Raw genomic sequence first — 22881 nt, forward strand, 5'->3', positions numbered from 1 at the left:
AACGCCCGAGCTTATAAAACTTTTGAAGCAACTGAAATAGAGGTGCGCAGGTACCGCAGCCATTTTCGCCATGGCTGAATGCTGAACCGACAGGCTGGCAAGATTGAAAATTGCTCTTCTCTTGGAGGGAGTAGAACCTGAGACTCGCCATTTGACGTCTGGCTGTTGAACAGATCCGAACCGGCGTTCCCCCTCACAAGTGAACTACGCAATCGAAAAGTCGAATTTCCGGTGTAGTTGAGCATGTAACAATACCCTGCCCGGCAGCATCAAAGATTTGCGCGCTGTCGGCAAGATCAACCCTTCATACCTCATTCGCGGGCCGCCACGGCGCGGTCGCGGCAAGCCACTGTCGCGTGCGGGCCTCGGGATCCGCGTTGCGGGTGATATCGGTGACCACGGCAGCACTATCGGCGCCTTTTTCCAGCACCAGCTGCGCGCGTTCGGCGGTGATCCCGCCAATGGCGACGAGCGGTATCGCGCCGACGCGCCGCCGCCAGTCCGAAAGACGTTCAATGCCTTGCGGCGCCCATTTCATCTGTTTGAGAATCGTCGGCCAGACCGGTCCGAGTGCAACGTAATCCGGCTCGGCCGCCAGCGCCGTCTCCAGCTCCGATATGTCGTGCGTCGAAAGGCCGAGCTTCAGGCCGGCGCGACGAATGGCATTCCTGTCGGCGGCCATCAGGTCTTCCTGCCCGAGATGAATGAAATCGCATCCTTCATCGATCGCCAGTTTCCAGTAGTCGTTGACGACCAATTGGCAACCTGCTGCCGCGCAGGCAGCCTTCGAACGCCGGATCTCCTCGCGAAGCACGGAGTCCGGGCAATCCTTGATGCGCAGCTGGACGAGTTTGACGCCGAGTGGCACGAGACGCTCGACCCATTCGGCGCTGTCGATGATGAGATAGAAGGGGTCTAGCCTCATCAGAAGACTGCCTTGCCGATGACGGGAGTGGATGGGACGGCCATGTCGCGCGGCTCCAACGGCACGGCGCCATGCGCAATGCGGCCGGCATCGATGGCAAGCGCGAAGGCCTCGGCCATGGCGGCGGGATCACCAGCGCCGGCAACGGCGGTGTTGAGAAGAACGGCATCATAGCCGTATTCCATGACAGCGGCGGCGTGAGACGGGCGGCCGATGCCGGCATCGACGATGAGCGGCACATCCGGAAAATGTGCTCGGAATGCCCGCAGCGCCATCGGGTTCACCGGTCCCATGGCGGAGCCGATCGGCGCGCACCAGGGCATCAGAACGCGGCAGCCGGCATCCAGCAGTTTTTCGGCGACGACAAGATCGTCGGTCGTATAGGGGAAGACCTGAAAGCCCTCGCCGGTGAGGATGCGGGCCGCTTCGACAAGGCCGAAGACATCGGGCTGCAGCGTATCGTGATGACCGATCACTTCGAGCTTGATCCAATCGGTGCGGAAGACGTCGCGCGCCATCTTCGCCGTCAGCACGGCCTCCTGCACGCTGTGACATCCGGCCGTATTCGGCAGCACGCGCACGCCAAGCTCGCCGATCAGGTCGAAGAAGGCGCCGCCCGCTTTTCCGCCGACGGCTTCGCGGCGAAGCGAAACGGTGACGATCTCGGTCTTCGAGCGCTTGACCGCCTGTGCAAGGACAGCTGGAGACGGATAGCGGGCAGTGCCGAGCAGCAGGCGGGAGCGGACTTCAACATCATAAAGTTTCAGCATCTCAGCCTCCTTGCATGGGTGAGAGAATTTCGATGCGGTCGCGTTCGCCGAGCCTGAAATCGTCGCGGTCCTCGCGGTGCACCAACTCGCCGTTGACAGCGGTTGCCAGCCATTCGCCTTCGTAGTCGAGAGCGAGAAGAAGATCCGCGAGCGTCGCGGCCGCGACCTCCTGCTCCTCACCATTGATGATGAAGGTCATGATGCCCTCCTTTCCGAGTGCTTGCCTTTTCCAAGAAGAAGCCGCGCCACCTCGCCTGCCATGGCCGGCGCCAGCAGAAAACCGTGGCGGTAGAGGCCATTGACATGGACCGTCCGCCCCTCCTGCGTTACCCGCGGCAGATTGTCGGGATAAGCCGGCCGCACGCCTGCGCCGGTTTCCGTAACCCGTGCCTCGCCGAAGGCAGGATTGAGGGTATAGGCGGCATTCAGCAACTCCATCAGCGAACGCGCGGTAATCGGGCCGACATCGTCACTTTCGATCATCGTCGCCCCGATCATGAAGCGATTTCCTTCGCGCGGCACGATATAGATCGGGTGGCGCGGATGCAGCAGGCGAACGGGGCGAGAGAGAGTGATCTCGTTCGTTTCGACGCAGAGCATCTCTCCGCGAACACCGCGCAATCCGGGCAGGCGGCCGATCTGGGCGGCCCCGGTGCAGTCGATCACGCGATCGTAAGGGGCAAGGTCAGCATCGCCCGTGACGCCGAATGTGAGACGCACGCGGGCTTCTTCGAGTCCGGCGGCCAACCCCGAGAGCGCCTGCCGCGGATCGAGATGCGCTTCCTGCCGGAAGAACAGCGCCTTGCGAAAGCGGCCGGCAAGGTCAGGCTCCAGCGCCGCGATCGCCTGCTCGTCCAGCCATTCCCACCCGCTTGTCCGACGGGAAAAGCGGTCGAGTTCGCCGGCATCGCGGCCGCCCGCCACGACAAGTGTTCCCCGGCGATTGACATGGCCGGGCAGTGCCGCCTCCCACCAGTCCGCGGCAAGGCGACCGAGCGTCAGCACCGGCTCTTCTGCGCTTTCCCGCTCGCACCACGGCGCCAGCATGCCGCCGGCAAAGCCGGAGGCACCAGCGCCGACCTTGTCGGCCAGCTCCGCAAGGGTGACGCGGAAGCTGTGGCGATAGAGCTGCCAGGCCACGGTGAGGCCGGCAACGCCGGCCCCCTTGACGAGAACGCGCATGGTCATTCTCCGACGGGCGTTTTCGCGACCTCTGCGACCGGCATGTAGAGATCGCCGCCATCGCGGTACTTGGCCGCCATGGCTTCCAATCCCTCTTTCTGAGCTTCGGCGCGAATGTCGTGGGAAATTCTCATGGAGCAGAATTTCGGGCCGCACATCGAACAGAAATGCGCCACCTTGTGCGCCTCCTTCGGCAGGGTCTCGTCGTGGAAGGAACGGGCCGTATCCGGGTCGAGGGAGAGGTTGAACTGATCCTCCCAGCGGAATTCGAAGCGCGCGCGCGATAGCGCGTCGTCGCGGATGCGGGCGGCCGGATGTCCCTTGGCAAGATCGGCAGCATGCGCTGCGATCTTGTAGGTGATGACGCCGGTCTTGACGTCGCTGCGGTCGGGCAGCCCCAGATGCTCCTTCGGCGTGACGTAGCAGAGCATGGCCGTGCCGAACCAACCGATCATGGCGGCGCCGATACCGGAGGTGATGTGATCATAGCCCGGCGCGATGTCGGTCGTCAGCGGTCCGAGCGTATAGAAGGGGGCTTCGCCGCAGACCTTGAGCTGCTTGTCCATATTCTCTTTGATCTTGTGCATCGGCACATGGCCGGGGCCTTCGATCATCACCTGGCAATCCCTGGCCCAGGCAATCTTGGTCAATTCGCCGAGGGTTTCGAGTTCGGCAAATTGCGCTGCGTCATTGGCGTCCGCGATCGACCCCGGACGCAAACCGTCGCCGAGCGAGAAGGAGACGTCATAGGCGCGGCAGATATCGCAGATTTCCTCGAAATGCTCGTAGAGGAAACTCTCCTTGTGGTGATGCAGACACCACTTGGCCATGATCGAGCCGCCGCGTGAGACGATGCCGGTGACGCGATTGACGGTGAGCGGGATATAGGCAAGCCGTACGCCGGCATGGATGGTGAAATAGTCGACGCCCTGCTCGGCCTGTTCGATCAGCGTATCCCGATAGACTTCCCAGGTCAGATCCTCGGCAATGCCGTTGACCTTCTCGAGCGCCTGGTAAAGCGGCACCGTTCCGATCGGAACCGGCGAATTGCGTATAATCCATTCGCGGATGTTGTGAATGTTGCGACCGGTGGAAAGGTCCATGACCGTGTCGGCGCCCCAGCGGATCGCCCAGACCATCTTCTCCACCTCCTCCGCCATCGACGAGGTAACGGCCGAATTGCCGATATTGGCGTTGATCTTCACGAGGAAGTTCCGGCCGATGATCATCGGTTCGGTTTCGGGGTGGTTGATATTGGCGGGGATGATCGCCCTGCCCTCGGCGACTTCCCGGCGCACGAATTCGGGCGTCACGAAATCCGGAACATGGGCGCCGAAGCTCTCGCCGTCGCGGGCGAGCGCCTCCTTCGCGGCCTGCCGGCCGAGGTTTTCGCGGATCGCGATAAACTCCATTTCCGGGGTGATAACGCCGGCACGCGCATAGGCGAGCTGGGTGACGGCGCGGCCGGCCTTTGCCTTTAGCGGCGTGTTGCGAATGGGAAATTCCGGCGTCAGCCGTTCGCCCGTGGCAAAACCATTGTCTTCAGGCTTCACCACCCGGCCTTCATAGGCTTCGACGTCGCCACGCGCCCTGACCCAGGCCTCGCGCAAACGCGGCAGCCCGGTGTCGATGGAAACCACATGGGCCGGATCGGTATAGGGGCCGGAGGAATCATAGACCGTGACCGGCGGCTCGCCGGAGGTCGGGTGAAGGCTGATTTCGCGCATCGGCACGCGCAGATCCGGATAGAGCGCTCCGGGTTTGACGATCTTGGTCGAGGCCGGAAGCGGGCCGGTGGTGACGACGGGGGTAAGCTGGGGTGCAACTATATTCATGGATGAGGCTCCAAGGTTTGACGTTTGGAGACCCAGTTCCAGTGTTGGAATGATGGAAAGACGCCTTGCGCGACAAAGCGAGATTCGCCCAACAGCCGCAGCGTCCGCACCGTCCCTACGCCAGTATGAACTGGATCAGGTTCAACGGGTCACTGCGCCACAACCGGCAAAGCCGTATCGTCTAGCAGAATCTCAGCCCCTTGCCGGGACACCCCTGGTGAATGTTCGGCATCAAAGACCGGAGCGGCGTTCGTGTCAAGCCACGACCCGATGCGTTTCCATCGTCCAATCCCCTAGCACGGGGGTTGCCGTCGTCGCAAAAAACGACGCCGTCAAGCTGGTCTGAGCAGCTTGCGGCCTAAATAGACGCGCACGGGTGTATCGAAGCGAGTGTACAAGAGATGCGCAACAGCTATGGCAGTCAGGAGTGCGAGGCCGGCGGTGATCGGCCGTGGGATCACCTCGCCGGTGGAGATTTGGAGCTGAGCGCCGAGTTGCATTATTGGCTGATGGACGATGTAGAGAGGATAAGATATCTGGCCAAGATATGCGGCGAATGGCCGTTTCTCATGGGAGGAAACCGCTACGGCCAGCACGAGCACGATCGGAAATATGATAGCGATGCAGACGAAGTCGAAGATGTCTCTGGCGACGGCAAAGGGGCAAAACAGAACCGCGATCAGGAGGAAAAGCGGGACCTGAGGCGGTACCGCCCTGATACGGTTGCTTATATCCCAGCGGAAGATCAGCACACCGGCAAGGAACGAAAAGCCGACCCTGACCAATCCCTCGAAGAACGTTCGCCAGCTGCCAAATCCGACTGGTCCGACGGTACCCTCGATCGAGACGACGGCGAAAAGCGCTGCGGCCAATAGGGCGAGAGCCGCTATCTCATGCCAAAGACGAATTCTCCGTCGGGCGACTGAGCCGTAGGCCACGCCTGCGACTATTTCAAAACAAATAGACCAGAGGGGGTTGTTGATCGCGAACGCCTCTTGTCCCACCAAAAGTCCGAGCGGCAAAAGAAGCAATGCGCCGAGTGCAAGAATCGAGACGTCAAGACCGGAAAGAATCGAGGCGTAGGTAAATTGCGCCGCGAGAACGCCTAAAGCGACACCGACCGCGATCATGGGATAAAGTCGTATTGTGCGTTTGAGGAGGAATGTCCTGTTTCGCAACATGCCCGACTTCAGCTTTGCGTCATATCCGTGTGCGAGAACGAAGCCACTGAGACAAAAGAAGAAATCCACCGCCAGATAGGCGTGAAAATGAAGGCCGAAGGCAAAAGCCTGGTTAGCATGTAGGAGAACCACTGACAGCGCCGCTATCCCCCGAAGCTCGTCGAGGAAGACAAAATGGTTCTTTACCTCGTTTTCCCAACTGGCCGGGCGCAAGGCGTCATTGGTATCGAGATCCGCGGTGCCACAGAATTCTGATCGGGTTAACTCGTCTGTGACAGCCAAGGGCTTTCACTCCCCTCATGTTTGCGTGCATTTTCCTGCCGGGAGTCAAAAACCGCTGCACATTCCGCGAAGATCGTCCGGCTCATTTTCTTCCGTAAGTTGCGAGGATAGACATTCGGGTTGAAAATATTGCCACAGCGGAACCTAAAGTTTTATCGACAGGAAATTTGCCGCCGCGATACCGAAAGCAGCAATCATGAGCTTGCATTCGAAATACCTCATGCTGCGATTGCTGCCGTGCCTGCCCCGATCGAGCAGCATTGACTGTGGATGGGCCGGTTTCGCCGACCCATTTTACTCGCCAGGACGCCGCCGCCATGCTCTGAATGTTCGTGGCATATTCCGATGTTTTGCTGCCGGGCGATAACGATCGTACGCTTATCTCCGGCGCCTGGTTGGATCACTCTATCGCAACACCATTCTTGCATTCATGGCCTATCGTTTCGTCCACACCGCCGATCTCCATCTCGACTCTCCCCTGCGCTCTCTCGCGCTTCGCAACGCAGAGCTGGCCGACCTCGTGAGCGACGCCAGCCGGCAGGCGCTGGTCGCGATCGTCGATCTTTGCCTTGAGGAACAGGTCGACGCGCTTGTCATCGCCGGCGATCTCTACGACGGCGAGCAGACGTCGATGAAGACCGCGCGCTTCCTGGCAGGCGAGCTCGAACGCCTGCACCGAGCGGGCATCTCAGTCTTCAAGATCCGGGGCAATCATGATGCGATGTCGAAGATCGCCAAGGAACTGGTGATGCCCGATACGGTGAAGATCTTCGGCGGCCATGCCGAGATCGTGGAGGCCACGAAGGGCAGCTTGTCGGTCGCGATCCACGGCCTGAGCTTTGCGAAACCGCAGGCCCCGGACCCGTTGCTGCCGAAATTCAAGCCGCCGGTCGCGGATGCCGTCAACATCGGCATCATGCATACGAGCCTGGCCGGATCGGCCGGACATGATGTCTATGCGCCCTGCAGCGTGCTCGACCTGCATGCCTCGGGTTTCGATTACTGGGCGCTCGGGCATCTCCACCAGCGCAGCCATTATCCCGGCGCGGCGACGGTCATCATGCCCGGCATGCCGCAGGGCCGCGACATCAATGAAGCGGGGGTCAAGACCGTGTCGCTGGTGACCGTGGCGGACAACCGGACCGTGACGGTCGAGGAGCGGCGCACCAGCATCGCGCAGTTCGAGCGCGTCAATGTCGACCTCACGGATGTCGATGATTGGCGTGAGGCGGCCACAGTGGTCGAGACGGCGCTGATGGCGCAGCGCGACCGCACGGCTTCGCCGCATCTTGTCGCACGCCTCAGGCTTTCCGGCCGCACGCCGCTCTCCTGGCAGCTGCGGCGCGATGTTGACCTCATGCAGGCGGAAGCCGAGCGGCGCAGCGACGTGATCGGCCGCACCTGGATCGAGAAGCTGGAACTCGCCTTCGAAGCGCCCTCGATCCCCGCAGACGCGCCCGCCGCCGATCCCGTCGTCGAACTCGGCGCGCTGATGCGGGACGAGGTCATCGCCCGCAGCGGGTTTCGCGACGATGTCAGGGAGATGGTCCGGGACCTGCTCGCCGACCTGCCGCCCGAGAGCCGGGCATTTGCCGGCCAGAACGAGGAGGGTTTTGAACGCTTCATCAACAGCCTTCTCGCCGATGGCGCCGAGGACATCGCTGCCCGAATGAAGGCGGTGGATCGGGGAGACAGCTGATGCGCCTGCGCCGCCTCGACCTCACCCGTTATGGCAAGTTCACTGATCACTCCATCGATTTCGGCACGGCCCGTCAAGGTTCGCCGGACTTGCACATCGTTTATGGCCTGAACGAAGCGGGCAAATCGACCACCTTCGCCGCCTATCTTGATCTGCTCTACGGCATTGGTGAGCGCAGCACCTATAATTTCCTGCATCCCTACAATACGATGAAGGTCGGTGCGCGGCTGGAATTTGGTGGCTCGGAATACGAGCTGGCGCGGCTCAAGCTGCGGACCGGCAGCCTTGTCGACGATCGGGGACAAGCTGTGAACGAGGCGCTCCTGGCCGGCGCGCTTGGCGGCGTCGGTCGCGAGGCCTATCGCACCATGTTCTCGCTCGATGATCAGTCGCTCAAGGAAGGCGGCAACGCCATCATACAAAGCAAGGGCGAACTCGGCGAATTGCTGTTCTCGGCCAGCTCGGGTCTGGCAGGGCTCAGCCGTTCGCTGGTGACCGCGGCCGACGAAGCCAACGCGATCTATAAGAAGCGGTCGTCGAGCACCAGGCTGGCGGAACTCAAGCGCTCGCTCGAAGCGCTCAAGGCCGAGCGCAATGCCATCGACACGCTGGCCTCGGCCTATGCGGGCCTGAAATCGACCCATGAGCAGGCCGAGCGCGCCTATAGCACGACCACACGGGAACTGGCCGAGACCAAGTCGCGGCATCAGGAGCTGACGCGCCTTCTCGGCGCCTTGCCTGCGGCGCTGGAGCTCCGGCGGCTGATCGCAGATACAGCCGGCATGGCCGATCTGCCGCGGCCGCCCTCCGAATGGTATGCGCTCCTGCCGCAGCTTTCCCGCGACGAGACGCGGCTGCAGGCGCTTGTCGAGGCCGCCGACCGCACGCTCCGCCAGCTTGCCGATCAGATCGAGGCGATCACCATCGACGAAAAGGGGCTGGCAGTCGCTGCGCATATGGACCTGCTGGATCAGGGGCGGGCGCGCTGTCTCGCGGCGGAGAGCGATCTGCCGAAACGCCGGTTAGCGCTCGCCGAACAGGAAGGCATGTTGGTTCGGCTGTTGGCCGATCTCGAACAGCCCGGCCACACGGCGCCCGAGGCACTGCTGCTGCCCGCTTCGCTGATCGGCGTCGTCCGCGATCTCATCGAACGGCGCTCCGGCGTCGAGGCCAAACTGGCCGCGGCGGGCCGCGAACTGGTGCGAGCACAAGAGAATCTCGAAAGGCTGAACAAGGAAGGCGGCTCGCAAGATGCGGCCGGCCACCTCGATCCCACGCGTCTCGGCCGCATCGAGATCGCCCTGAACCGGCTGACGGGGTCTGATCTCTCGATGCGGCTGACCATGGAGGAACGCACACTTGTCCAGGCGAAGCGAATACAGGAGAAGCAATTCGCACAGCTTGCACCTTGGACCGGTGATGCCGTCGCCCTAGAACGCACGGCTGCGGCGGAGCCACGGCAGATCGAGGTTTGGCGCGGCCAGGCGACCTCTATCGACAAGCGGATCGAGGATCATCAGGCACGGCTGCGGGATCTCGGTACGGAACAGGCGCTGACCAAAGCCCGGATCGTGGCGATCGCCACTGACGGTTCGATAGACGATGGCCAAGCCGCGCGGTTACGCGATGAACGCGATGCCGCCTGGGAGGTGCATCTCGCCAATCTGAATGCCGCCACAGCTCAGACATTCGAGGAGCGGATGCGACAAGACGACATGTTGTCCGCCGGCCGGCTGTCCCGCGCTCAGGAACTGGCCGAACTGCGCCAACTCCGCCAGACGGAAGCGGCAACGATAGCGGCGATCGAACGGCAAAGGGAACTGCTTGCCGAAGCGCGCGCCGAACATGAGGCGCTCTGCGAGCGCCTCGGCGGTCTGCTGCCGGGTGCAATCGAATATGGTGCCGAAGCCGCGGCGCGCATTGCCGCACTCGAGGCATGGAGCGCCAAGCGAGCCGCGGCGCTTTCCGCCTGGGACGATCTGCAACAGGCCGAAGACGCGGTGGACGCGCTTCGCCTCGAACTGGACGGGCACGTCGCGACGCTTGCGGCGAGCCTTGCGGATGCCGGTCATGATGACGTCGACCAATTATCGGTCGCCGAGCTGATGCAGACTGCGAACAATATGCTTGCCACCGGCAAAGCGGAACAAGCGGCGCGGCAGGCGCATGAGAAGGCGCTCGACGATCTCAATCGCGATTTCAGGGAACGCGAGCGCGACCGGCAGGAGGCGGATGCCGCCATGGCGGCCTGGGAGCGGGAATGGGCGGAGGCGCTGTCGCGAACTTGGTTTGCCGACAAGGCCGGTTCGATGGCCGCCGTCCGCGCAATGCTGAATGCGCTCGCTACACTGCCCTCCATCCTGAAGGAGAGGGATGACCTCGCAAGTCGTGTTGCCGCGATGGAGCGCGACCAGCAGCAATTCCGCGAGCATATCGCCGGTCTTCTCATAGACTGCGGCCTTAGCCAGCCGGCGGTGGATACGCTCGCCTCCGCAAACGCGCTCGTGGAACGTCATGAGGCGGCGCGGCATGCGGCGCAGCTTCGGGCAGACCGGCAGGCAGATCTCGACAAACAATTGGAAAAACGGCGTGCGCTGGAGGAGGAACTGGCCGTTCACAATGCCCGCAAGGACGAATTGACCGGCTATTTCGCCGCAGACTCGCTTGCTTCGGTCGAAACATTCCTGAACCAGTCCCGAGAGCGGGACCGGCTGGAAGAGCGGGCGGCCACCTTACGCCACCAGATCACCGAGGCATTGCGTGCTGCGAGTTTTTCCGAGGCGGAACAGCGCCTCGACGGTGTCGACGCCGCTGCGGTCGAGCGCGACGCCATGGAGCTTGGCGCCCGGATCGAGGATCTTACCGAGCGTGCGAAGCTTCTCTATTCCGACGTGTCGCTGGCGCGGCAGAAGCTCGAGGCCGTCGGCGGAGACGACGCCGTGGCCCGGATCGAGGCCAAGCGCCGAACCATTTTCCTTGAAATCGAGGAACTGGCCGTGCGGCACCTGACGCTGCGCGCCGGCACGCTCGCGGCCGAACAGGCGCTGCATATCTATCGGGAAAAACATCGCAGTTCGATGATGAACCGCGCATCGGAGGCCTTTCGCCTGATCACCGGCGGCAATTATTCCGGCCTGACGACCCAGCCCGACCGGGACAAGGAGATATTGATCGGCGTGTCGCGCGACGGTGGTTCGAAGCTTGCGGATGCGATGTCGACCGGCACTCAGTTCCAGCTCTACCTCGCGCTTCGGCTGGCGGGCTACGAGGAATTCGCAGCGTTTCGCCGGCCCGTACCCTTCGTCGCCGACGACATCATGGAGAGCTTCGACAATCCCCGCTCCGAAGAGGTTTTCCGCCTGCTCGGCGAAATGGCAAAGGTCGGACAGGTTATCTACCTGACCCACCATTGGCATCTCTGCGAGATCGCGCGAGACGTTGTTCCGAACGTGACCATACATCAACTGCCGTGACAGGTCGCAGAGAAACGCCGCGCCACCATGACGCGACGCTCCTGGTGAGGGCAAACTGGCGGCGTCCCCAATAAGGAGCAGCCCTGGCCGTAGCATTGTCTCTGCGTTTCGGCAGAGAGATCAATTTTGCCACGGATCCAGCACGATAACGCCTGCGCCTTCGAAATCCCGGACATTGCGGGTAACGACGGTCAGGCCGTGAATCAGGGCAGTCGCGGTAATCAAGGCATCGGCTTCATTGCGCCGGTCTGGAACATGTAGATGCGCGCAGCGCGTCGCGACCGCATCGTCGATCGGCAGGATACGGTCGGCGAATGCCGGTCGAACCTGATTTTCCAGCCACGCACGCAGACGAGCGCCCTGCGCTGCATCGCGGCGCTGCACGCCGAGTATTCCACGTTCCAATTCCAGGATCGTCATGGCGGAGATACATAGGCCTGTTGCATCTTGCGCTCCAGCCCATGCGACCACATTGGCGTCGGCCTTGCCGTCTCCGACCTTGCGCAGCTCGGAAACAACATTGGTATCCAGCAGATATTTCAAGATAGATCGACTCCTCGGGGGGCGATCTCAACACGAGACGGGTCGAAGTCGATATCCGAAAGGCCAGGCATTGAGAGAGCATCGACGAGACTGCGGGGCTTGCCGGTTAGCCGCTCGAATTCGTCATAGGTCATCAACACGTGGGATGGCTTCCCACGATCCGTGATGATGACCGGACCATGTTGCGCCGCCTTCTTTGCCCTGCTCACGTCGTGATTGAGTTCGCGGCTGGAAAGATGTGTCACGCTCATAATCCACCTCCGACGTAGGTACTTACCTACATATAGCATCCGGAGAATGAAAGGCAAGATCGGCCATAACGCTCCTGAGCGGATCGGCCGACCGTCTCGCGGCAGGAGACGTCGGGGCACGATCGCGAAATCGACGCAGGGCTACACGAGCGATGCAGGGATATTGGCTTCCCAGATCATCTCTGATCTAGTCTCGACTCTCAGCCTGGCAGCCCAGCCGTGGCCTGATGGTATCTGAAAAAAGCGAGAGCCGTATTCTCATGACCACTCACCGCTTCATTCCGACGACCTTTCACAATGTCATCGGCTCTCTTCCGCCCGCCTTGCATATCGCTGACGGCGATACTGTCGTCACGGAGACGCTCGACGCCATTGGCTATGACAAGGACGGCATCCGGCGGACATCCGGTCCCAACCCGATGAACGGCCCGATCTTCGTAGAGGGCGCGGAGCCCGGAGATGCGCTGAAGGTCGAGATCATCAGCATGATTCCGACGAGGGACACTGGATTTACGCGCAGCATCGTCGCGGCCAATGTCATCGATCCTGAAACGGTTCGCGACCTGCCGCCGCGCGATATGGCGATCTGGGCGATCGACCGCGAAGCATTGACGGTCCGATTATCCGAGCCGGTTTCCGGACTCGATAATTTCGTTCTGCCTCTTGCGCCGATGATCGGCTGTTTCGGCGTTGCGCCCAGCCTTGGCCAGGCAATCTCGACGGCGACCAGCGGCGAATATGGCGGCAACATGGATTATCGCCTGTTTGGTCCGGGCACGGCCGTACGATTGCCCGTATCGGCGCCGGGCGCCCTTTTCTTTTTGGGCGACTGCCATGCCGTGCAAGGAGATGGCGAGATCGTCGGCACCGGCGTCGAGACCACTTTCGAAGTCACGGTGCGGCTGACGGTGGAAAAGAAAGCCGGGCTGGTCTGGCCACGCGGAGAAACTACTGAAGACATTTTCACTATCGGCAATGCCCGGCCCCTCGATCAAGCGCTTCAGCATGCGACGAGCGAAATGTTGAACTGGCTGGCCTCGGATTACGGGCTCGACAGGACAGCGGCAAGCCATCTGCTGGGTCAGGTGGTGCGTTACGATGTCGGCAACGTCTTTGACCCAGCCTATACAATGGCTTGCCGGGTCGCCAAGAAATGGCTGGTCCGCCGATAGGCCGCTGCATATCGCCCGGAAGTGTTCAGCGGTTCCGGGGTAACGACATGCATGGAAGCAAAGAGCTAAGCGCGTCGCATGAATCAAGTTTAACGCGACGCGCTTTAGATCGAAGGCCGATCACCGGCCGTTGATCTGACCGCCTGATGTCAGGCTTGTTTATTCGGCGGCAGCCGCCAGCTTGTCCTGCGTCCTGGTCTCGAAGTCGCTGGCGTCGTGGCGCTCGTGCAATTGCGTCGAGGGTTCGCCGGAGAGACGGTTGACCATCCGGCCGCGTTGAACCGCCGGCCGGCTGTGGATAGCGTCGGCCCAGCGCAGCACGTTCTTATAGTCCTCGACCTGCAGGAACTCGGCCGCTCCGTAGGTCCAGCCCTTCACCAGGCCGCCATACCAGGGCCAGACGGCAATATCGGCGATCGTGTATTGGCTGCCTGCCAGATATTCGCTTTCAGCAAGACGGCGATCGAGCACGTCGAGCTGACGCTTCACTTCCATGGCGAAGCGATCGATCGCATATTCGATTTTGACAGGCGCATAGGCGTAGAAATGGCCGAAGCCGCCGCCGAGATAGGGTGCACTTCCCATCTGCCAGAACAGCCAGGACAGGCATTCGGCGCGTTCGGCCGGCTCGGTCGGCAGGAAGGCGCCGAATTTTTCGGCGAGATAGGTGAGAATGGCGCCGGACTCGAAGACGCGGATCGGCTTCGGGCCGCTGCGGTCCATCAGCGCCGGGATCTTGGAATTGGGATTGACGGCGACAAAGCCGCTGCCGAACTGGTCGCCCTCGCCGATCCTGATCAGCCAGGCGTCGTACTCCGCGCCGCTATGGCCAAGGGCCAGCAGTTCCTCGAGCATGATCGTGACCTTCTGGCCGTTTGGCGTTCCGAGCGAATAAAGCTGCAGCGGATGGCGGCCGATCGGAAGCTCCTTCTCATGTGTCGGTCCTGCTATCGGCCGGTTGATGTTGGCGAATTGGCCGCCATTCGCCTTGTTCCAGGTCCAGACCTTCGGGGGGATATAGTCGGAGGTACCGCTCATCTTTCAAACTCCTGGCATCGATCAGACAGAGCGCGACGCCGGTTGGGTCGCCGCATTTTTCCTGACATAGCAGAGGCGGTGAGGTTTTGTCACAGCTATCGGGGCGGCTTCACGCAATCGTCAGAGCCTTGGCAAAGTCGAGCAAAACGGCCGGTTCAGGCTGCGCCCTCGCCTTCATCATTGACCGCCGTCCGCGTGCCGGAGGAGAACATGATCAGGGCGAAGAGCGGTTCGGTGCCGAGCGCGCGCCCAGTGACGGATATTGCGGGGAATGCGGATAGCATCGCCAGCTTCGAGCCGACAAAGGGCGCGAGGTCCGTGCGCGACGACATTATCGTGCTCTGCCATGGCGGCCCGATCGCCATGCCTGCGGATGCGGCCTATGTGCTTGCCCGCTGCAAGGATTGCAACAGCTTTTATAGCGCCAGTTCGATGGAACGTCTGCCGACCGAAGTCGCGATCCGGGCGCAGGTCGAGGACTTCGCGAAAATATAAGCACCGCTCGGAAGGGCCGCACGCCAGCTGCCGGCGCCTCTGGTAGGGCACCGGCGAAGAGGGGGAACTATGGCATGACCATCGCGCCGGTTTCCGAGGGTGTTTGGATCTCGTCCAACTGCCTGACGAGTGTGCGGCTGCCTTCCACGTCCGCTGCCAGCCTGGAGAAAAGATCAGCCATGCCCTGAAAAATAGTTGCCGCCGGATCGTCCTCTCCGAGGAAATCGGCGATCTCCTGCATTTCGGCAACCCATCGATAGGCCTTCGGATACATGTCGGGAATGGATTTCGACAGCTTCCTGTCGACGTCGGGGAGGCTTTCGGCGAGTTCGGCCTTCAGGCTTTCGGCCGCGCCCGAGCGGGAAGCGGCAAGCAGCATCGCAGCGCCGAGACCGATAAAACCCTTGTTGATGCCGGCATAACACATCTTCAGCGCTGAAGCGGCGCCGAGCGATCCATCGAGCCTGCGGACCTGCAAGCCGCAATCTTCGAGCAGTCTGCTTCGCTCGGCTGCATCGCCACTGATATAGATGGTCGGCCCTGATTTGCCGGCAACCGGAGGTCCGCCGATGATGGCGCCGTCCAGCACCGTCGTCCCGCTGCCGTCGAATTGGGCCGCAAGCGCCTGCATCGTCTTGGGTGCAATCGCATTGAGGTCGATGAAGGGTGGCGCCGGCGTCTTAGCCGATATGTCCGCAACCAGTTCGGCGACCTTCATTGCCTCAGCCGGCGGAACGATCGACAGGATCAGCTCGGCCTCGGTCAGCTCCTGGCGGCCGACCGGCACCATGCCGGCTGTCTTGGCTCGCACGATCGTCTGCTCGCTTCGGCCCTCGAGGCAAGTCAGCACCGTAGCGCCATGCTCGATCAGCCGTTTGGCGACCGCGCTTCCCATTGCGCCCGCTCCGATAATAGCAAAGTTCGGCATCTGAAACCTCGATGTTGTGACGGCACCGCATGAGAGCTACCGCCGATGGGACGGTCGTCAACTGCGACAATGCGGCTGAATTCTCGTCTTGAGGCGGGCGGTGGTTGCTGTATGCCGGCGGCAGTCCGGCTTGACTTTAGTCAACGCAGGCGCTGTCGATATCGCTATGATCAGGGAAATGACTCGCATTCGAGGATATTGATTTCAATGTATCGCACGATCATCTGCTGCATCGGCATGGGCTCGAGACAGACGGCCAAGCGTCTGCTGCACCGGGCTGCGGCGCTCGTGGACGAAGGCGGAACGATCGTCGTCATGCACGTCCTCGAAAATATCCCGCGCCACCACCTGACCGAGATCCCCGAGGAATTCGAGACGGCTGCCATTATCGACGCCGAACGCAAACTTGCGTCGCTGTGCAAGGAGCTGGACATCCGGGCGATGATCGAGGTTCGCATCGGCGTTGCCGCCTCGCTGCTGGTGTCGACCGCCAGGGAGAGAGCGGCCGATCTTATCCTGCTGTCATCCCACGTGCCCGATATCACCGACTATGTCTTCTCCTCGATCGTCGAGAAGGTCGTGCGCCATGCAGAGTGCTCGGTTCTCATCGACCGGCGCCGCGACCATGCCGGTGAAGACTCTGCGGCTCAAACAGAAGACGTCGCTTCGCTCTGATCCTGCGAGTTCCGCTGATCATGCACGACTGGTTTCTTGAGGTTTGACCACCCCTCCCCTGCGGCGGCCCGGCAACCTATATCAATCCCAACCCAACCAGCAGTATTCACTGCCCGACCGGAGATATGCATGAGCCAGGATCCCTATGAGCTTCTGGGCGTGAAGCGGGATGCGACGCAGAAGGATATTCAGAGCGCCTTCCGCAAGCTCGCCAAGAAACTTCACCCCGACCTCAACCCCGGCGACAAACACGCCGAGGAAAGGTTCAAGGAAATTTCGACAGCCTACGAGATTTTGAGCGATGAGGAAAAGCGCGGCCGCTTCGACCGCGGCGAGATCGATATGTCGGGCACCGAGCGGGCCCAGCGCAACTATTATCGCGATTATGCCTCGGCAAGCGGTCCCAACGATCCCTATCACAACAGCGCCGGCTTCGCCGATTTCGGCGATGCCGATGACATCTTTGCGAGCTTCTTTTCACGCCGCACCGGCGGTGGCCGGTCGCGCAGCCAGGGTCAGGATCGGCGGTTCTCCATGGAGGTCGATTTCCTCGAGGCCGTCAACGGCGCCAAAACCGAGGTCAAGTTTCCCAATGGCCCCGCGCTCGAGGTGCAGATCCCGCCGGGAACCCGCGACGGCCAGACCTTGCGGCTGCGCGGCAAGGGTGAGCCGGGCATCGGGGGCGGGCCAGCGGGCGATGCGCTGATCGAAATCCGCGTGCGGCCGCATCGCTTCTTCACGCGCGACGGCGACGACATCCGCCTGGAGCTGCCGATTTCGCTCAGCGAAGCCGTGCTCGGCGGCAAGGTTCGTGCACCGACGCCGTCCGGACCGGTCAGTCTGACGCTGCCGCCGCATTCCAACACCGGCAAAGTGCTGCGTCTCAAAGGCAAGGGTGCTCCGAAACGCGGCGGTGGACACGGTGACGTCTACGTCTCGCTGAAGATCGTATTGCCCGATCGCCCCGACGAGCGGCTGACGTCTCTGGTGGAGGAATGGGCGGCCGCACATCCATACGATCCGAGAAAGAACATGGAGGCCTGATCATGAATGATCTCGAATTCCGTCTTTACTTGAAAATCGATGTCGTCCAGCTCGATTTCTGGATCGAACAGGGCTGGCTGATCCCGGAGACGTCGAGCGGCCAGCGACAGTTTCGTGACGCCGACGTCGCCCGCGCGAGGCTCATTCTGGACCTGATGGGTAGTATGGGCGTCAATGAAGCCGGCGTCGATATCGTCATGGAACTGGTGGACGAGGTGCACGGCCTGCGCGGAACGATGGATAAGTTGATGACCGCCATCGGCAGGCAGGAGCGCGATGTTCAGCGCCGGCTGTTCGAGAGCCTGGAGGATCTCGATCGGTCTTAACACGACTGCGCGTCGCGCCTATGTCGTGAACCAATAGCGCACAATGTGGAAGAACAGCGGCGCTGAGAATGTGATGGAATCCAGGCGGTCGAGCACGCCGCCATGACCCTCGATCACATATCCCCAATCCTTGGCGTTGAGGTCGCGTTTGATCGCGGAGAGCACGAAACCGCCGAAGAAGCCCGCGACGACGATGACCGTGCTCACGGCCGCCGCCTGCAGCGGCGAGAACGGCGTCAGGCGATAGAGCAGCGTTCCCAGAAGGATAGCCGATGCGCCGCCGCCAAAGAGGCCTTCCAGCGTCTTCGAGGGGCTGATGTTCGGCGAGAAGCGGTGCTTTCCCAGGAGCTTGCCCCAGACATATTGGAAGACGTCACTGAGCTGCACGACGATAACCAGATAGACGAGAAGAAGCGCGGAGGGCGTGCCGGTCTGCAGCATGAGGAGCGCGGGGGCATGGCTGATCGAATAGACCGTCAGCATCAGGCCCCATTGCACTCTGGCGCTGCGCGCCAGAAATTCGTTGACGTCTCCCGTCAGGGTGGCCACCGCCGGCAGGATCAGGAAGGCATAGACGGGGATGAAGATCGAAAAGAGCCCATACCACGCCGTTCCGAGTAACACGTAGTGAAGCGGCAGGACCACGAAGAAGGACAGGAAGAGCGCCTGGTGATCGCCGCGCCGTGAGGGTGTCAGTGTCCAGAACTCGCGAAGCGCCATGAAGGATAGAAATGCGAACAGAATGATCGTCGCCGTATCGCCGAGCAGGATCGCGCCGCCGAAGACCCCGACCATGATCCACCAGGAGCGGATACGGGCATTGAGGTTGTGGACGGTGGCGACGGAGCCGGGCTCGGTTGCGCGCCGTTGAAGGATGAAGCCGATGGCCGACGCGACGGCGAGCAGGCCGAGGATCGCGGCCAGCACGATGGAGAAAAAGCTGGTCATGCGGCGGGGCCTCCGTCGGCGAGCTCGATGACCGCGGCGCGGGCGCGGGCCAGGAACGCACCCTTTTCCTCGCCCGGTTCGACGCGCAGCGGCTTGCCGAACCGCGCCGTGCAGGTGATCGGGACGATCAGTATGCTTCCTTTCGGCAGGATGCGCTGAAGGTTGTCGAGATGAATCGGCACGAGGTCGACATCAGGGAAACGGCAAGCAAGGCGATAGATGCCGCTGCGGAACGGGGCGATCTCGTCGTTGGAGCTTCTCGTTCCTTCCGGAAAGATCAGGACCGAGCGCCCCTCCTCGAGCAGGCGCTCGACCGGAGCCAGCGGGTTGCTGTCGGGCAGAGGCTTTCGGTCTATCAGGACAGCACGCAGGCCTTTTTCCGCGATGAAACGGAGAAAGGCGTTGGTTCCCCAATAATCGCGCGCCGCGACCGGATGGGTTAGCCGGCGCACCTGATACGGCAGGGCGGCCATGACGGCGACGGTATCGACATGGCTGTTGTGATTGGCGAAATAAATGCGGCGGGTCGGATCGGGGGTGCAGCCCCGCCATTCGCTTCGGGCGCCGACCATGATACGGACGAACAGCACGAGAAGACGACGGATGAGCGCGATCATAGTCTCTCCAGTGAGCGGGCAAGTCTCGTCATGCGTGTAATGCAGGTGACGAAATGCTGTTCGGCGTCACACCGCTGCGCGCCAGCCATGCGCTCAAGCCGATCGCCCAAGACGACGACCGGCTCGCGATCGGTCGCCGCGAGGCGTCCTCTTCTTCACCCATTTTCATTTCCCCGACCCAATGCTCCAATGCATATCCTGCCAATCTCGTCGCGCCAAGCCCTCGTTCCGTCAGACCAATCGCGGCGGCCATCAGCCTGATTTTTAAGCTGGTTCGATGCTTGACACCTTTTTGGGCGCTACTATGATTTTTAAACCAGATGGTAAAAAAGGGGAGCAATCAATGATCAAAGACATGCTGATTTCACGCTGGGTAGTGGTCGTGTCGGGCATTGCGCTTGGCGTCAGCGGCTCGTCCCGCTCGCAAGGGCGGCTGCGCCCCTGAAAGTTGCCGGCCTCCATGCGTCCTGGAACTCCTGTCTGCACAAAGCCCTCCAGGACACCGCCAAGGACGGCGTCATCGAATATGTCTTCTCCGAAGGCGTGCCTTATTCACGCTTCGGCTGCAAACCGTGCTGAGCGGGCTCGTGCCCAATCGGCTCTTCCTGATGACGCCCTATATTCTTTGGCCCGCCGCACCCGCGTTCCGCAGGCGCTGATGCAGCCCTATCGCCGTGGCGAGCGCTGAGACCGTCCACATCCAACGAGGCTCCGATGTTCGATCTGATCGTCAGAAACGCAAATCTCCCCGATGGCCACACCAGCATCGACATCGGCATCGGAGGCGGCAGGATCATCGCCGTCGAGCGCAATCTCCAGGCGCAGGCGGGCGAAGAAATCGATGCTACCGGCAGGCTGGTCAGCCCGCCTTTCGTCGATCCGCATTTTCATATGGACGCCACCCTGTCGCTCGGCCTGCCGCGCATGAACGTCTCCGGCACCCTGCTCGAAGGCATCGCGCTGTGGGGCGAGCTGCGCCCGATCGTGACGAGGGAAGAGCTGGTGGACCGTGCGCTGCGCTATTGCGATCTGGCGGTGACGCAAGGCCTGCTCTTCATCCGCAGCCATGTCGATACCAGCGATCCCAGGCTGGTGGCGGTCGAGGCGATGATCGAGGTCCGCGAAAGGGTGGCGCCCTATATCGATCTGCAACTGGTCGCCTTCCCGCAGGACGGTTATTACCGTTCCCCGGGCGCGATCGATGCGCTCAACCGGGCTCTCGACATGGGAGTCGACATCGTCGGCGGCATTCCGCACTTCGAACGGACGATGGGCGAAGGGACAGCCTCGGTCGAGGCGCTCTGCCGCATCGCCGCCGATCGCGGTCTGCCGGTCGACATGCACTGCGACGAGACCGACGATCCGCTGTCGCGCCATATCGAAACGCTGGCAGCCGAAACCATCCGCTTCGGCCTGCAGGGACGTGTCGCAGGCTCGCATCTGACCTCGATGCATTCGATGGACAATTATTATATCTCGAAGCTCATTCCGCTAATGGCGGAAGCCGAGATCAACGTCATCCCCAATCCGCTGATCAACATCATGCTGCAGGGCCGGCACGATACCTATCCGAAACGCCGCGGCATGACCCGCGTGCGTGAGCTGATGGATGCCGGGCTCAACGTCTCCTTCGGGCACGATTGCGTCATGGACCCGTGGTATTCGATGGGATCCGGCGACATGCTGGAGGTTGGCCACATGGCGATCCATGTCGCGCAGATGGCCGGCATCGACGACAAGAAGAAAATCTTCGACGCATTGACCGTCAATTCGGCGAAGACGATGGGCCTTTCAGGTTACGGCCTGGAGAAGGGATGCAACGCCGACCTCGTCATCCTTCAGGCGAGAGATACGCTGGAAGCGCTGAGGCTGAAGCCGAACCGGCTGGCGGTGATCCGCCGCGGCAAGGTCGTCGCCCGCTCGGCGCCGCGCATCGGCGAGCTTTTCCTGGATGGGCGCCCGGCCCGGATCGACGGCGGCCTCGATTACTCACCACGCTATTGAGACGCGCCGACGCCTGCGTACTATCCCGCCGCGCGGCGAGCTGTGATGATCCAAGCGCGGGAGTCGAAAAACACGCCCTCCGGCGTCATATGCGCCTCGAGCAAATCGCGCAGACGCTGCAGCGGTTTGCCGGGCGGTTCATCGGTATGTGCGAGTGCGTTCTTCACGAGATAAAGACCGGCGAGCGCGTCAGACGCCGCATCGACGTCTGGTCCATAGAAGACCGGCTCTCGCACGTCGGCGAAGTCGATGGAATTAAAACCTGCGGCGCTCAAAAGGTCCTTCGCAATCGGAGGAGCGCCAAGCGAAAACGGATTGGGACCACCTGCCGAAACCGCAGTTCCCGGCGCCAGAGCTTGCCGGATCGCGCCAGACCACTCGTTACGCTCCCGGCTCTGCCACACCATCCACACAAGGCGCGCCGCCGGGCGCATCGCCCGACTGATATTGGCAAAGGCTGCGGCCGAATCGGCAAAAAACATTACGCCAAACCGGCTGATGCAGAGGTCGAAACTGGCAGCCGGAAAGGCGTGGAATTGCGCGTCTGCCTGCTCGAACACCACATTTCGCAAACCCTCCGCAGCGCTCCGTCGCCTTGCGACTTCCAGCATTTCTGCGGAAGTATCCACCCCGACCACTTCTCCTTGCAGTGCGGCGCGGGCGGCCTCGCGCGTCGTCTGCCCCGCGCCGCAGCCGATATCGAGCACTCGGTCAGCCACACCGACATCGGCAGCGTCCCGAAGGTGCCGATTATGCCGCGCCAATTCTGCGTCGTAAAAGTCGGCACGATCCCACGCCATGACACTGACTCCGCTTCGCCCGATGGCGTCCCTCATCGGTGAGAATGCCGGAGTCGCTTCCGGCATCCATGAGCGGTATCAGGCGATCTTCTGGCGAGCCGGCAGCTTCCAGCCGGGCCGGACGAAGTGGCAGGTATAGCCATTCGGGACGCGTTCCAGATAATCCTGGTGTTCGGGTTCGGCCTCCCAGAAATCGCTGGCCGGCACGACTTCGGTGACGACCTTGCCGGGCCACAGGCCGGATGCGTCGACATCGGCGATCGTATCCCTGGCGACGCGCTCCTGCTCCGGGCTGGCGTAGAAGATCGCCGAGCGATAGCTCGTTCCGACGTCGTTGCCCTGGCGGTTGCGCGTGGTCGGATCGTGGATCTGGAAGAAGAATTCGAGGATTTCGCGGTAGCTGATCCGTGCGGGGTCGAAGACGATCTCGATCGCCTCGGCATGGGTCCCGTGGTTGCGGTAAGTGGCATTCGGCACATCGCCGCCGGTATAGCCGACGCGGGTCGAAATCACGCCCTTATAGCGGCGGATGAGGTCCTGCATGCCCCAGAAGCAGCCGCCGGCGAGCACTGCACGTTCTTCGGTCATTGGATGTCTCCTTGTTTTCACGAGAGATAGTGTCTCCCACCGCCGATTTCCATACGGCGGAAATCAGCACAGCTGTGCAATTTCCCTTCGAACAGGGCCGCCCTG

22 protein-coding genes, 4 pseudogenes and 1 riboswitch are annotated in these 22881 nt (G+C 61.9%); of the genes and pseudogenes, 10 read left to right on the forward strand and 16 right to left on the reverse strand.

Going from position 1 to position 22881, the window contains the following annotated elements:
• Positions 1–304: 304 nt before the first annotated feature.
• From AMK00_RS27980 to AMK00_RS28005, 6 genes are all read right to left on the reverse strand, one after another.
• Complete coding sequence (locus tag AMK00_RS27980; RefSeq protein ID WP_064812462.1) at positions 305–925, reverse strand: thiamine phosphate synthase; 621 nt, start codon at positions 923–925, stop codon at positions 305–307.
• Positions 925–1695 (reverse strand): thiazole synthase, encoded by a 771-nt coding sequence (locus tag AMK00_RS27985; protein ID WP_064812463.1) that lies wholly within the window; start codon positions 1693–1695, stop codon positions 925–927. The genes AMK00_RS27980 and AMK00_RS27985 overlap by 1 nt, the downstream gene beginning before the upstream one ends.
• A 1-nt stretch (position 1696) precedes the next feature.
• Positions 1697–1894, reverse strand: a complete 198-nt coding sequence (gene thiS, locus AMK00_RS27990; protein ID WP_064812464.1) for a sulfur carrier protein ThiS — start codon at positions 1892–1894, stop codon at positions 1697–1699.
• Complete coding sequence (gene thiO / locus AMK00_RS27995; protein ID WP_064812465.1) at positions 1891–2883, reverse strand: glycine oxidase ThiO; 993 nt, start codon at positions 2881–2883, stop codon at positions 1891–1893. The genes thiS and thiO overlap by 4 nt, the downstream gene beginning before the upstream one ends.
• Positions 2880–4712, reverse strand: coding sequence for a phosphomethylpyrimidine synthase ThiC (thiC, locus tag AMK00_RS28000; protein ID WP_064812466.1), 1833 nt, complete (start codon positions 4710–4712; stop codon positions 2880–2882). Before thiC ends, thiO begins: the two co-directional genes overlap by 4 nt.
• A 94-nt stretch (positions 4713–4806) precedes the next feature.
• Positions 4807–4938, reverse strand: a riboswitch (TPP riboswitch).
• 106 nt (positions 4939–5044) lie between these two features.
• A complete protein-coding gene (locus tag AMK00_RS28005) occupies positions 5045–6175 on the reverse strand; it encodes an acyltransferase family protein (RefSeq protein WP_064812467.1) in 1131 nt (376 codons plus the stop codon).
• A gap of 430 nt (positions 6176–6605) precedes the next feature.
• Between AMK00_RS28005 and AMK00_RS28010 the strand changes: the two genes are divergently transcribed.
• Together AMK00_RS28010 and AMK00_RS28015 are read left to right on the forward strand one after the other, a co-directional pair.
• Complete coding sequence (locus AMK00_RS28010; protein ID WP_064812468.1) at positions 6606–7874, forward strand: metallophosphoesterase family protein; 1269 nt, start codon at positions 6606–6608, stop codon at positions 7872–7874.
• Positions 7874–11347, forward strand: a complete 3474-nt coding sequence (locus AMK00_RS28015; RefSeq protein ID WP_064812469.1) for an ATP-binding protein — start codon at positions 7874–7876, stop codon at positions 11345–11347. The genes AMK00_RS28010 and AMK00_RS28015 overlap by 1 nt, the downstream gene beginning before the upstream one ends.
• Before the next feature lie 120 nt (positions 11348–11467).
• Here AMK00_RS28015 and AMK00_RS28020 read toward each other — a convergent pair whose 3' ends face one another.
• Together AMK00_RS28020 and AMK00_RS28025 are read right to left on the reverse strand one after the other, a co-directional pair.
• Positions 11468–11890: a type II toxin-antitoxin system VapC family toxin gene (locus AMK00_RS28020; protein WP_064812470.1), complete on the reverse strand. Its 423-nt coding sequence runs from the start codon at positions 11888–11890 to the stop codon at positions 11468–11470.
• Positions 11887–12141 (reverse strand): type II toxin-antitoxin system Phd/YefM family antitoxin, encoded by a 255-nt coding sequence (locus AMK00_RS28025; protein WP_064806546.1) that lies wholly within the window; start codon positions 12139–12141, stop codon positions 11887–11889. The genes AMK00_RS28020 and AMK00_RS28025 overlap by 4 nt, the downstream gene beginning before the upstream one ends.
• Positions 12142–12401: 260 nt before the next feature.
• On the opposite strand from AMK00_RS28025, the gene AMK00_RS28030 reads away from it, so the two are divergent.
• Positions 12402–13313 (forward strand): acetamidase/formamidase family protein, encoded by a 912-nt coding sequence (locus AMK00_RS28030; protein WP_064812471.1) that lies wholly within the window; start codon positions 12402–12404, stop codon positions 13311–13313.
• Between the two features lie 159 nt (positions 13314–13472).
• On the opposite strand, the gene yghU is transcribed toward AMK00_RS28030, so the two are convergent.
• Both yghU and AMK00_RS28040 read right to left on the reverse strand, forming a co-directional pair.
• Positions 13473–14351 carry a glutathione-dependent disulfide-bond oxidoreductase gene (yghU, locus tag AMK00_RS28035; RefSeq protein WP_064806548.1) on the reverse strand — a complete coding sequence of 293 codons (879 nt, stop codon included), beginning with the start codon at positions 14349–14351 and terminating at the stop codon, positions 13473–13475.
• Between the two features lie 155 nt (positions 14352–14506).
• Positions 14507–14683, reverse strand: a complete 177-nt coding sequence (locus AMK00_RS28040; RefSeq protein ID WP_237350544.1) for a hypothetical protein — start codon at positions 14681–14683, stop codon at positions 14507–14509.
• Here AMK00_RS28040 and AMK00_RS31630 point away from each other — a divergent pair.
• A pseudogene (locus tag AMK00_RS31630) lies at positions 14652–14846 on the forward strand (phosphoenolpyruvate hydrolase family protein); the annotation flags it as partial. The gene AMK00_RS28040 and the pseudogene AMK00_RS31630 overlap by 32 nt on opposite strands.
• Before the next feature lie 67 nt (positions 14847–14913).
• On the opposite strand, the gene AMK00_RS28045 reads toward AMK00_RS31630, so the two are convergent.
• Entirely contained in the window at positions 14914–15774 is an 861-nt protein-coding gene (locus AMK00_RS28045) for an NAD(P)-dependent oxidoreductase (protein ID WP_064812472.1), read from the reverse strand.
• 207 nt (positions 15775–15981) lie between these two features.
• Here AMK00_RS28045 and AMK00_RS28050 point away from each other — a divergent pair, with 207 nt between their 5' ends.
• From AMK00_RS28050 to AMK00_RS28060, 3 genes are all read left to right on the forward strand, one after another.
• Positions 15982–16449 carry a universal stress protein gene (locus AMK00_RS28050; RefSeq protein ID WP_064812473.1) on the forward strand — a complete coding sequence of 156 codons (468 nt, stop codon included), beginning with the start codon at positions 15982–15984 and terminating at the stop codon, positions 16447–16449.
• Between the two features lie 129 nt (positions 16450–16578).
• Positions 16579–17493 (forward strand): DnaJ C-terminal domain-containing protein, encoded by a 915-nt coding sequence (locus AMK00_RS28055; RefSeq protein ID WP_064812474.1) that lies wholly within the window; start codon positions 16579–16581, stop codon positions 17491–17493.
• A gap of 2 nt (positions 17494–17495) precedes the next feature.
• Complete coding sequence (locus AMK00_RS28060; protein ID WP_064806553.1) at positions 17496–17819, forward strand: chaperone modulator CbpM; 324 nt, start codon at positions 17496–17498, stop codon at positions 17817–17819.
• A gap of 18 nt (positions 17820–17837) precedes the next feature.
• Here the strand turns inward: AMK00_RS28060 and AMK00_RS28065 are convergent, their stop codons facing one another.
• The 3 genes and pseudogenes from AMK00_RS28065 to AMK00_RS33770 form a co-directional block, all read right to left on the reverse strand.
• Positions 17838–18767: a phosphatidate cytidylyltransferase gene (locus AMK00_RS28065; protein ID WP_064812475.1), complete on the reverse strand. Its 930-nt coding sequence runs from the start codon at positions 18765–18767 to the stop codon at positions 17838–17840.
• Positions 18764–19384: a lysophospholipid acyltransferase family protein gene (locus tag AMK00_RS28070; protein WP_064812476.1), complete on the reverse strand. Its 621-nt coding sequence runs from the start codon at positions 19382–19384 to the stop codon at positions 18764–18766. The genes AMK00_RS28065 and AMK00_RS28070 overlap by 4 nt, the downstream gene beginning before the upstream one ends.
• A gap of 49 nt (positions 19385–19433) precedes the next feature.
• Positions 19434–19547: pseudogene (locus tag AMK00_RS33770) on the reverse strand (CDP-alcohol phosphatidyltransferase family protein); the annotation flags it as partial.
• A gap of 180 nt (positions 19548–19727) precedes the next feature.
• Here AMK00_RS33770 and AMK00_RS31640 point away from each other — a divergent pair.
• The 3 genes and pseudogenes from AMK00_RS31640 to AMK00_RS28080 form a co-directional block, all read left to right on the forward strand.
• A pseudogene (locus AMK00_RS31640) lies at positions 19728–19930 on the forward strand (BMP family ABC transporter substrate-binding protein); the annotation flags it as partial.
• A 5-nt stretch (positions 19931–19935) separates the two neighbouring features.
• Positions 19936–20072 (forward strand): annotated as a pseudogene (locus AMK00_RS32315) (ABC transporter permease); the annotation flags it as partial.
• A gap of 26 nt (positions 20073–20098) precedes the next feature.
• Entirely contained in the window at positions 20099–21388 is a 1290-nt protein-coding gene (locus tag AMK00_RS28080) for an amidohydrolase family protein (protein WP_064812478.1), read from the forward strand.
• 20 nt (positions 21389–21408) lie between these two features.
• Here AMK00_RS28080 and AMK00_RS28085 read toward each other — a convergent pair whose 3' ends face one another.
• A complete protein-coding gene (locus AMK00_RS28085) occupies positions 21409–22188 on the reverse strand; it encodes a class I SAM-dependent methyltransferase (RefSeq protein ID WP_064812479.1) in 780 nt (259 codons plus the stop codon).
• Positions 22189–22266: 78 nt separating this feature from the next.
• On the reverse strand, positions 22267–22776 hold the full coding sequence (msrA, locus tag AMK00_RS28090) for a peptide-methionine (S)-S-oxide reductase MsrA (RefSeq protein ID WP_064812480.1): 510 nt from the start codon (positions 22774–22776) through the stop codon (positions 22267–22269).
• Positions 22777–22881: the final 105 nt, after the last annotated feature.

This window comes from Rhizobium sp. N621, from assembly GCF_001664325.1.
GTDB classification, from domain to species: Bacteria; Pseudomonadota; Alphaproteobacteria; order Rhizobiales; family Rhizobiaceae; genus Rhizobium; species Rhizobium esperanzae.

What these genes read in the sequence shown, in the direction of transcription:
- AMK00_RS27980 (WP_064812462.1), bottom strand. Translation starts at nt 925, where the DNA reads ATGAGGCTAGACCCCTTCTATCTCATCATCGACAGCGCCGAATGGGTC.
- AMK00_RS27985 (WP_064812463.1), bottom strand. Translation starts at nt 1,695, where the DNA reads ATGCTGAAACTTTATGATGTTGAAGTCCGCTCCCGCCTGCTGCTCGGC.
- thiS (WP_064812464.1), bottom strand. Translation starts at nt 1,894, where the DNA reads ATGACCTTCATCATCAATGGTGAGGAGCAGGAGGTCGCGGCCGCGACG.
- thiO (WP_064812465.1), bottom strand. Translation starts at nt 2,883, where the DNA reads ATGACCATGCGCGTTCTCGTCAAGGGGGCCGGCGTTGCCGGCCTCACC.
- thiC (WP_064812466.1), bottom strand. Translation starts at nt 4,712, where the DNA reads ATGAATATAGTTGCACCCCAGCTTACCCCCGTCGTCACCACCGGCCCG.
- AMK00_RS28010 (WP_064812468.1), top strand. Translation starts at nt 6,606, where the DNA reads ATGGCCTATCGTTTCGTCCACACCGCCGATCTCCATCTCGACTCTCCC.
- AMK00_RS28015 (WP_064812469.1), top strand. Translation starts at nt 7,874, where the DNA reads ATGCGCCTGCGCCGCCTCGACCTCACCCGTTATGGCAAGTTCACTGAT.
- AMK00_RS28025 (WP_064806546.1), bottom strand. Translation starts at nt 12,141, where the DNA reads ATGAGCGTGACACATCTTTCCAGCCGCGAACTCAATCACGACGTGAGC.
- AMK00_RS28030 (WP_064812471.1), top strand. Translation starts at nt 12,402, where the DNA reads ATGACCACTCACCGCTTCATTCCGACGACCTTTCACAATGTCATCGGC.
- yghU (WP_064806548.1), bottom strand. Translation starts at nt 14,351, where the DNA reads ATGAGCGGTACCTCCGACTATATCCCCCCGAAGGTCTGGACCTGGAAC.
- AMK00_RS28040 (WP_237350544.1), bottom strand. Translation starts at nt 14,683, where the DNA reads ATGTCGTCGCGCACGGACCTCGCGCCCTTTGTCGGCTCGAAGCTGGCG.
- AMK00_RS28045 (WP_064812472.1), bottom strand. Translation starts at nt 15,774, where the DNA reads ATGCCGAACTTTGCTATTATCGGAGCGGGCGCAATGGGAAGCGCGGTC.
- AMK00_RS28050 (WP_064812473.1), top strand. Translation starts at nt 15,982, where the DNA reads ATGTATCGCACGATCATCTGCTGCATCGGCATGGGCTCGAGACAGACG.
- AMK00_RS28055 (WP_064812474.1), top strand. Translation starts at nt 16,579, where the DNA reads ATGAGCCAGGATCCCTATGAGCTTCTGGGCGTGAAGCGGGATGCGACG.
- AMK00_RS28060 (WP_064806553.1), top strand. Translation starts at nt 17,496, where the DNA reads ATGAATGATCTCGAATTCCGTCTTTACTTGAAAATCGATGTCGTCCAG.
- AMK00_RS28065 (WP_064812475.1), bottom strand. Translation starts at nt 18,767, where the DNA reads ATGACCAGCTTTTTCTCCATCGTGCTGGCCGCGATCCTCGGCCTGCTC.
- AMK00_RS28070 (WP_064812476.1), bottom strand. Translation starts at nt 19,384, where the DNA reads ATGATCGCGCTCATCCGTCGTCTTCTCGTGCTGTTCGTCCGTATCATG.
- AMK00_RS28080 (WP_064812478.1), top strand. Translation starts at nt 20,099, where the DNA reads ATGTTCGATCTGATCGTCAGAAACGCAAATCTCCCCGATGGCCACACC.
- AMK00_RS28085 (WP_064812479.1), bottom strand. Translation starts at nt 22,188, where the DNA reads ATGGCGTGGGATCGTGCCGACTTTTACGACGCAGAATTGGCGCGGCAT.
- msrA (WP_064812480.1), bottom strand. Translation starts at nt 22,776, where the DNA reads ATGACCGAAGAACGTGCAGTGCTCGCCGGCGGCTGCTTCTGGGGCATG.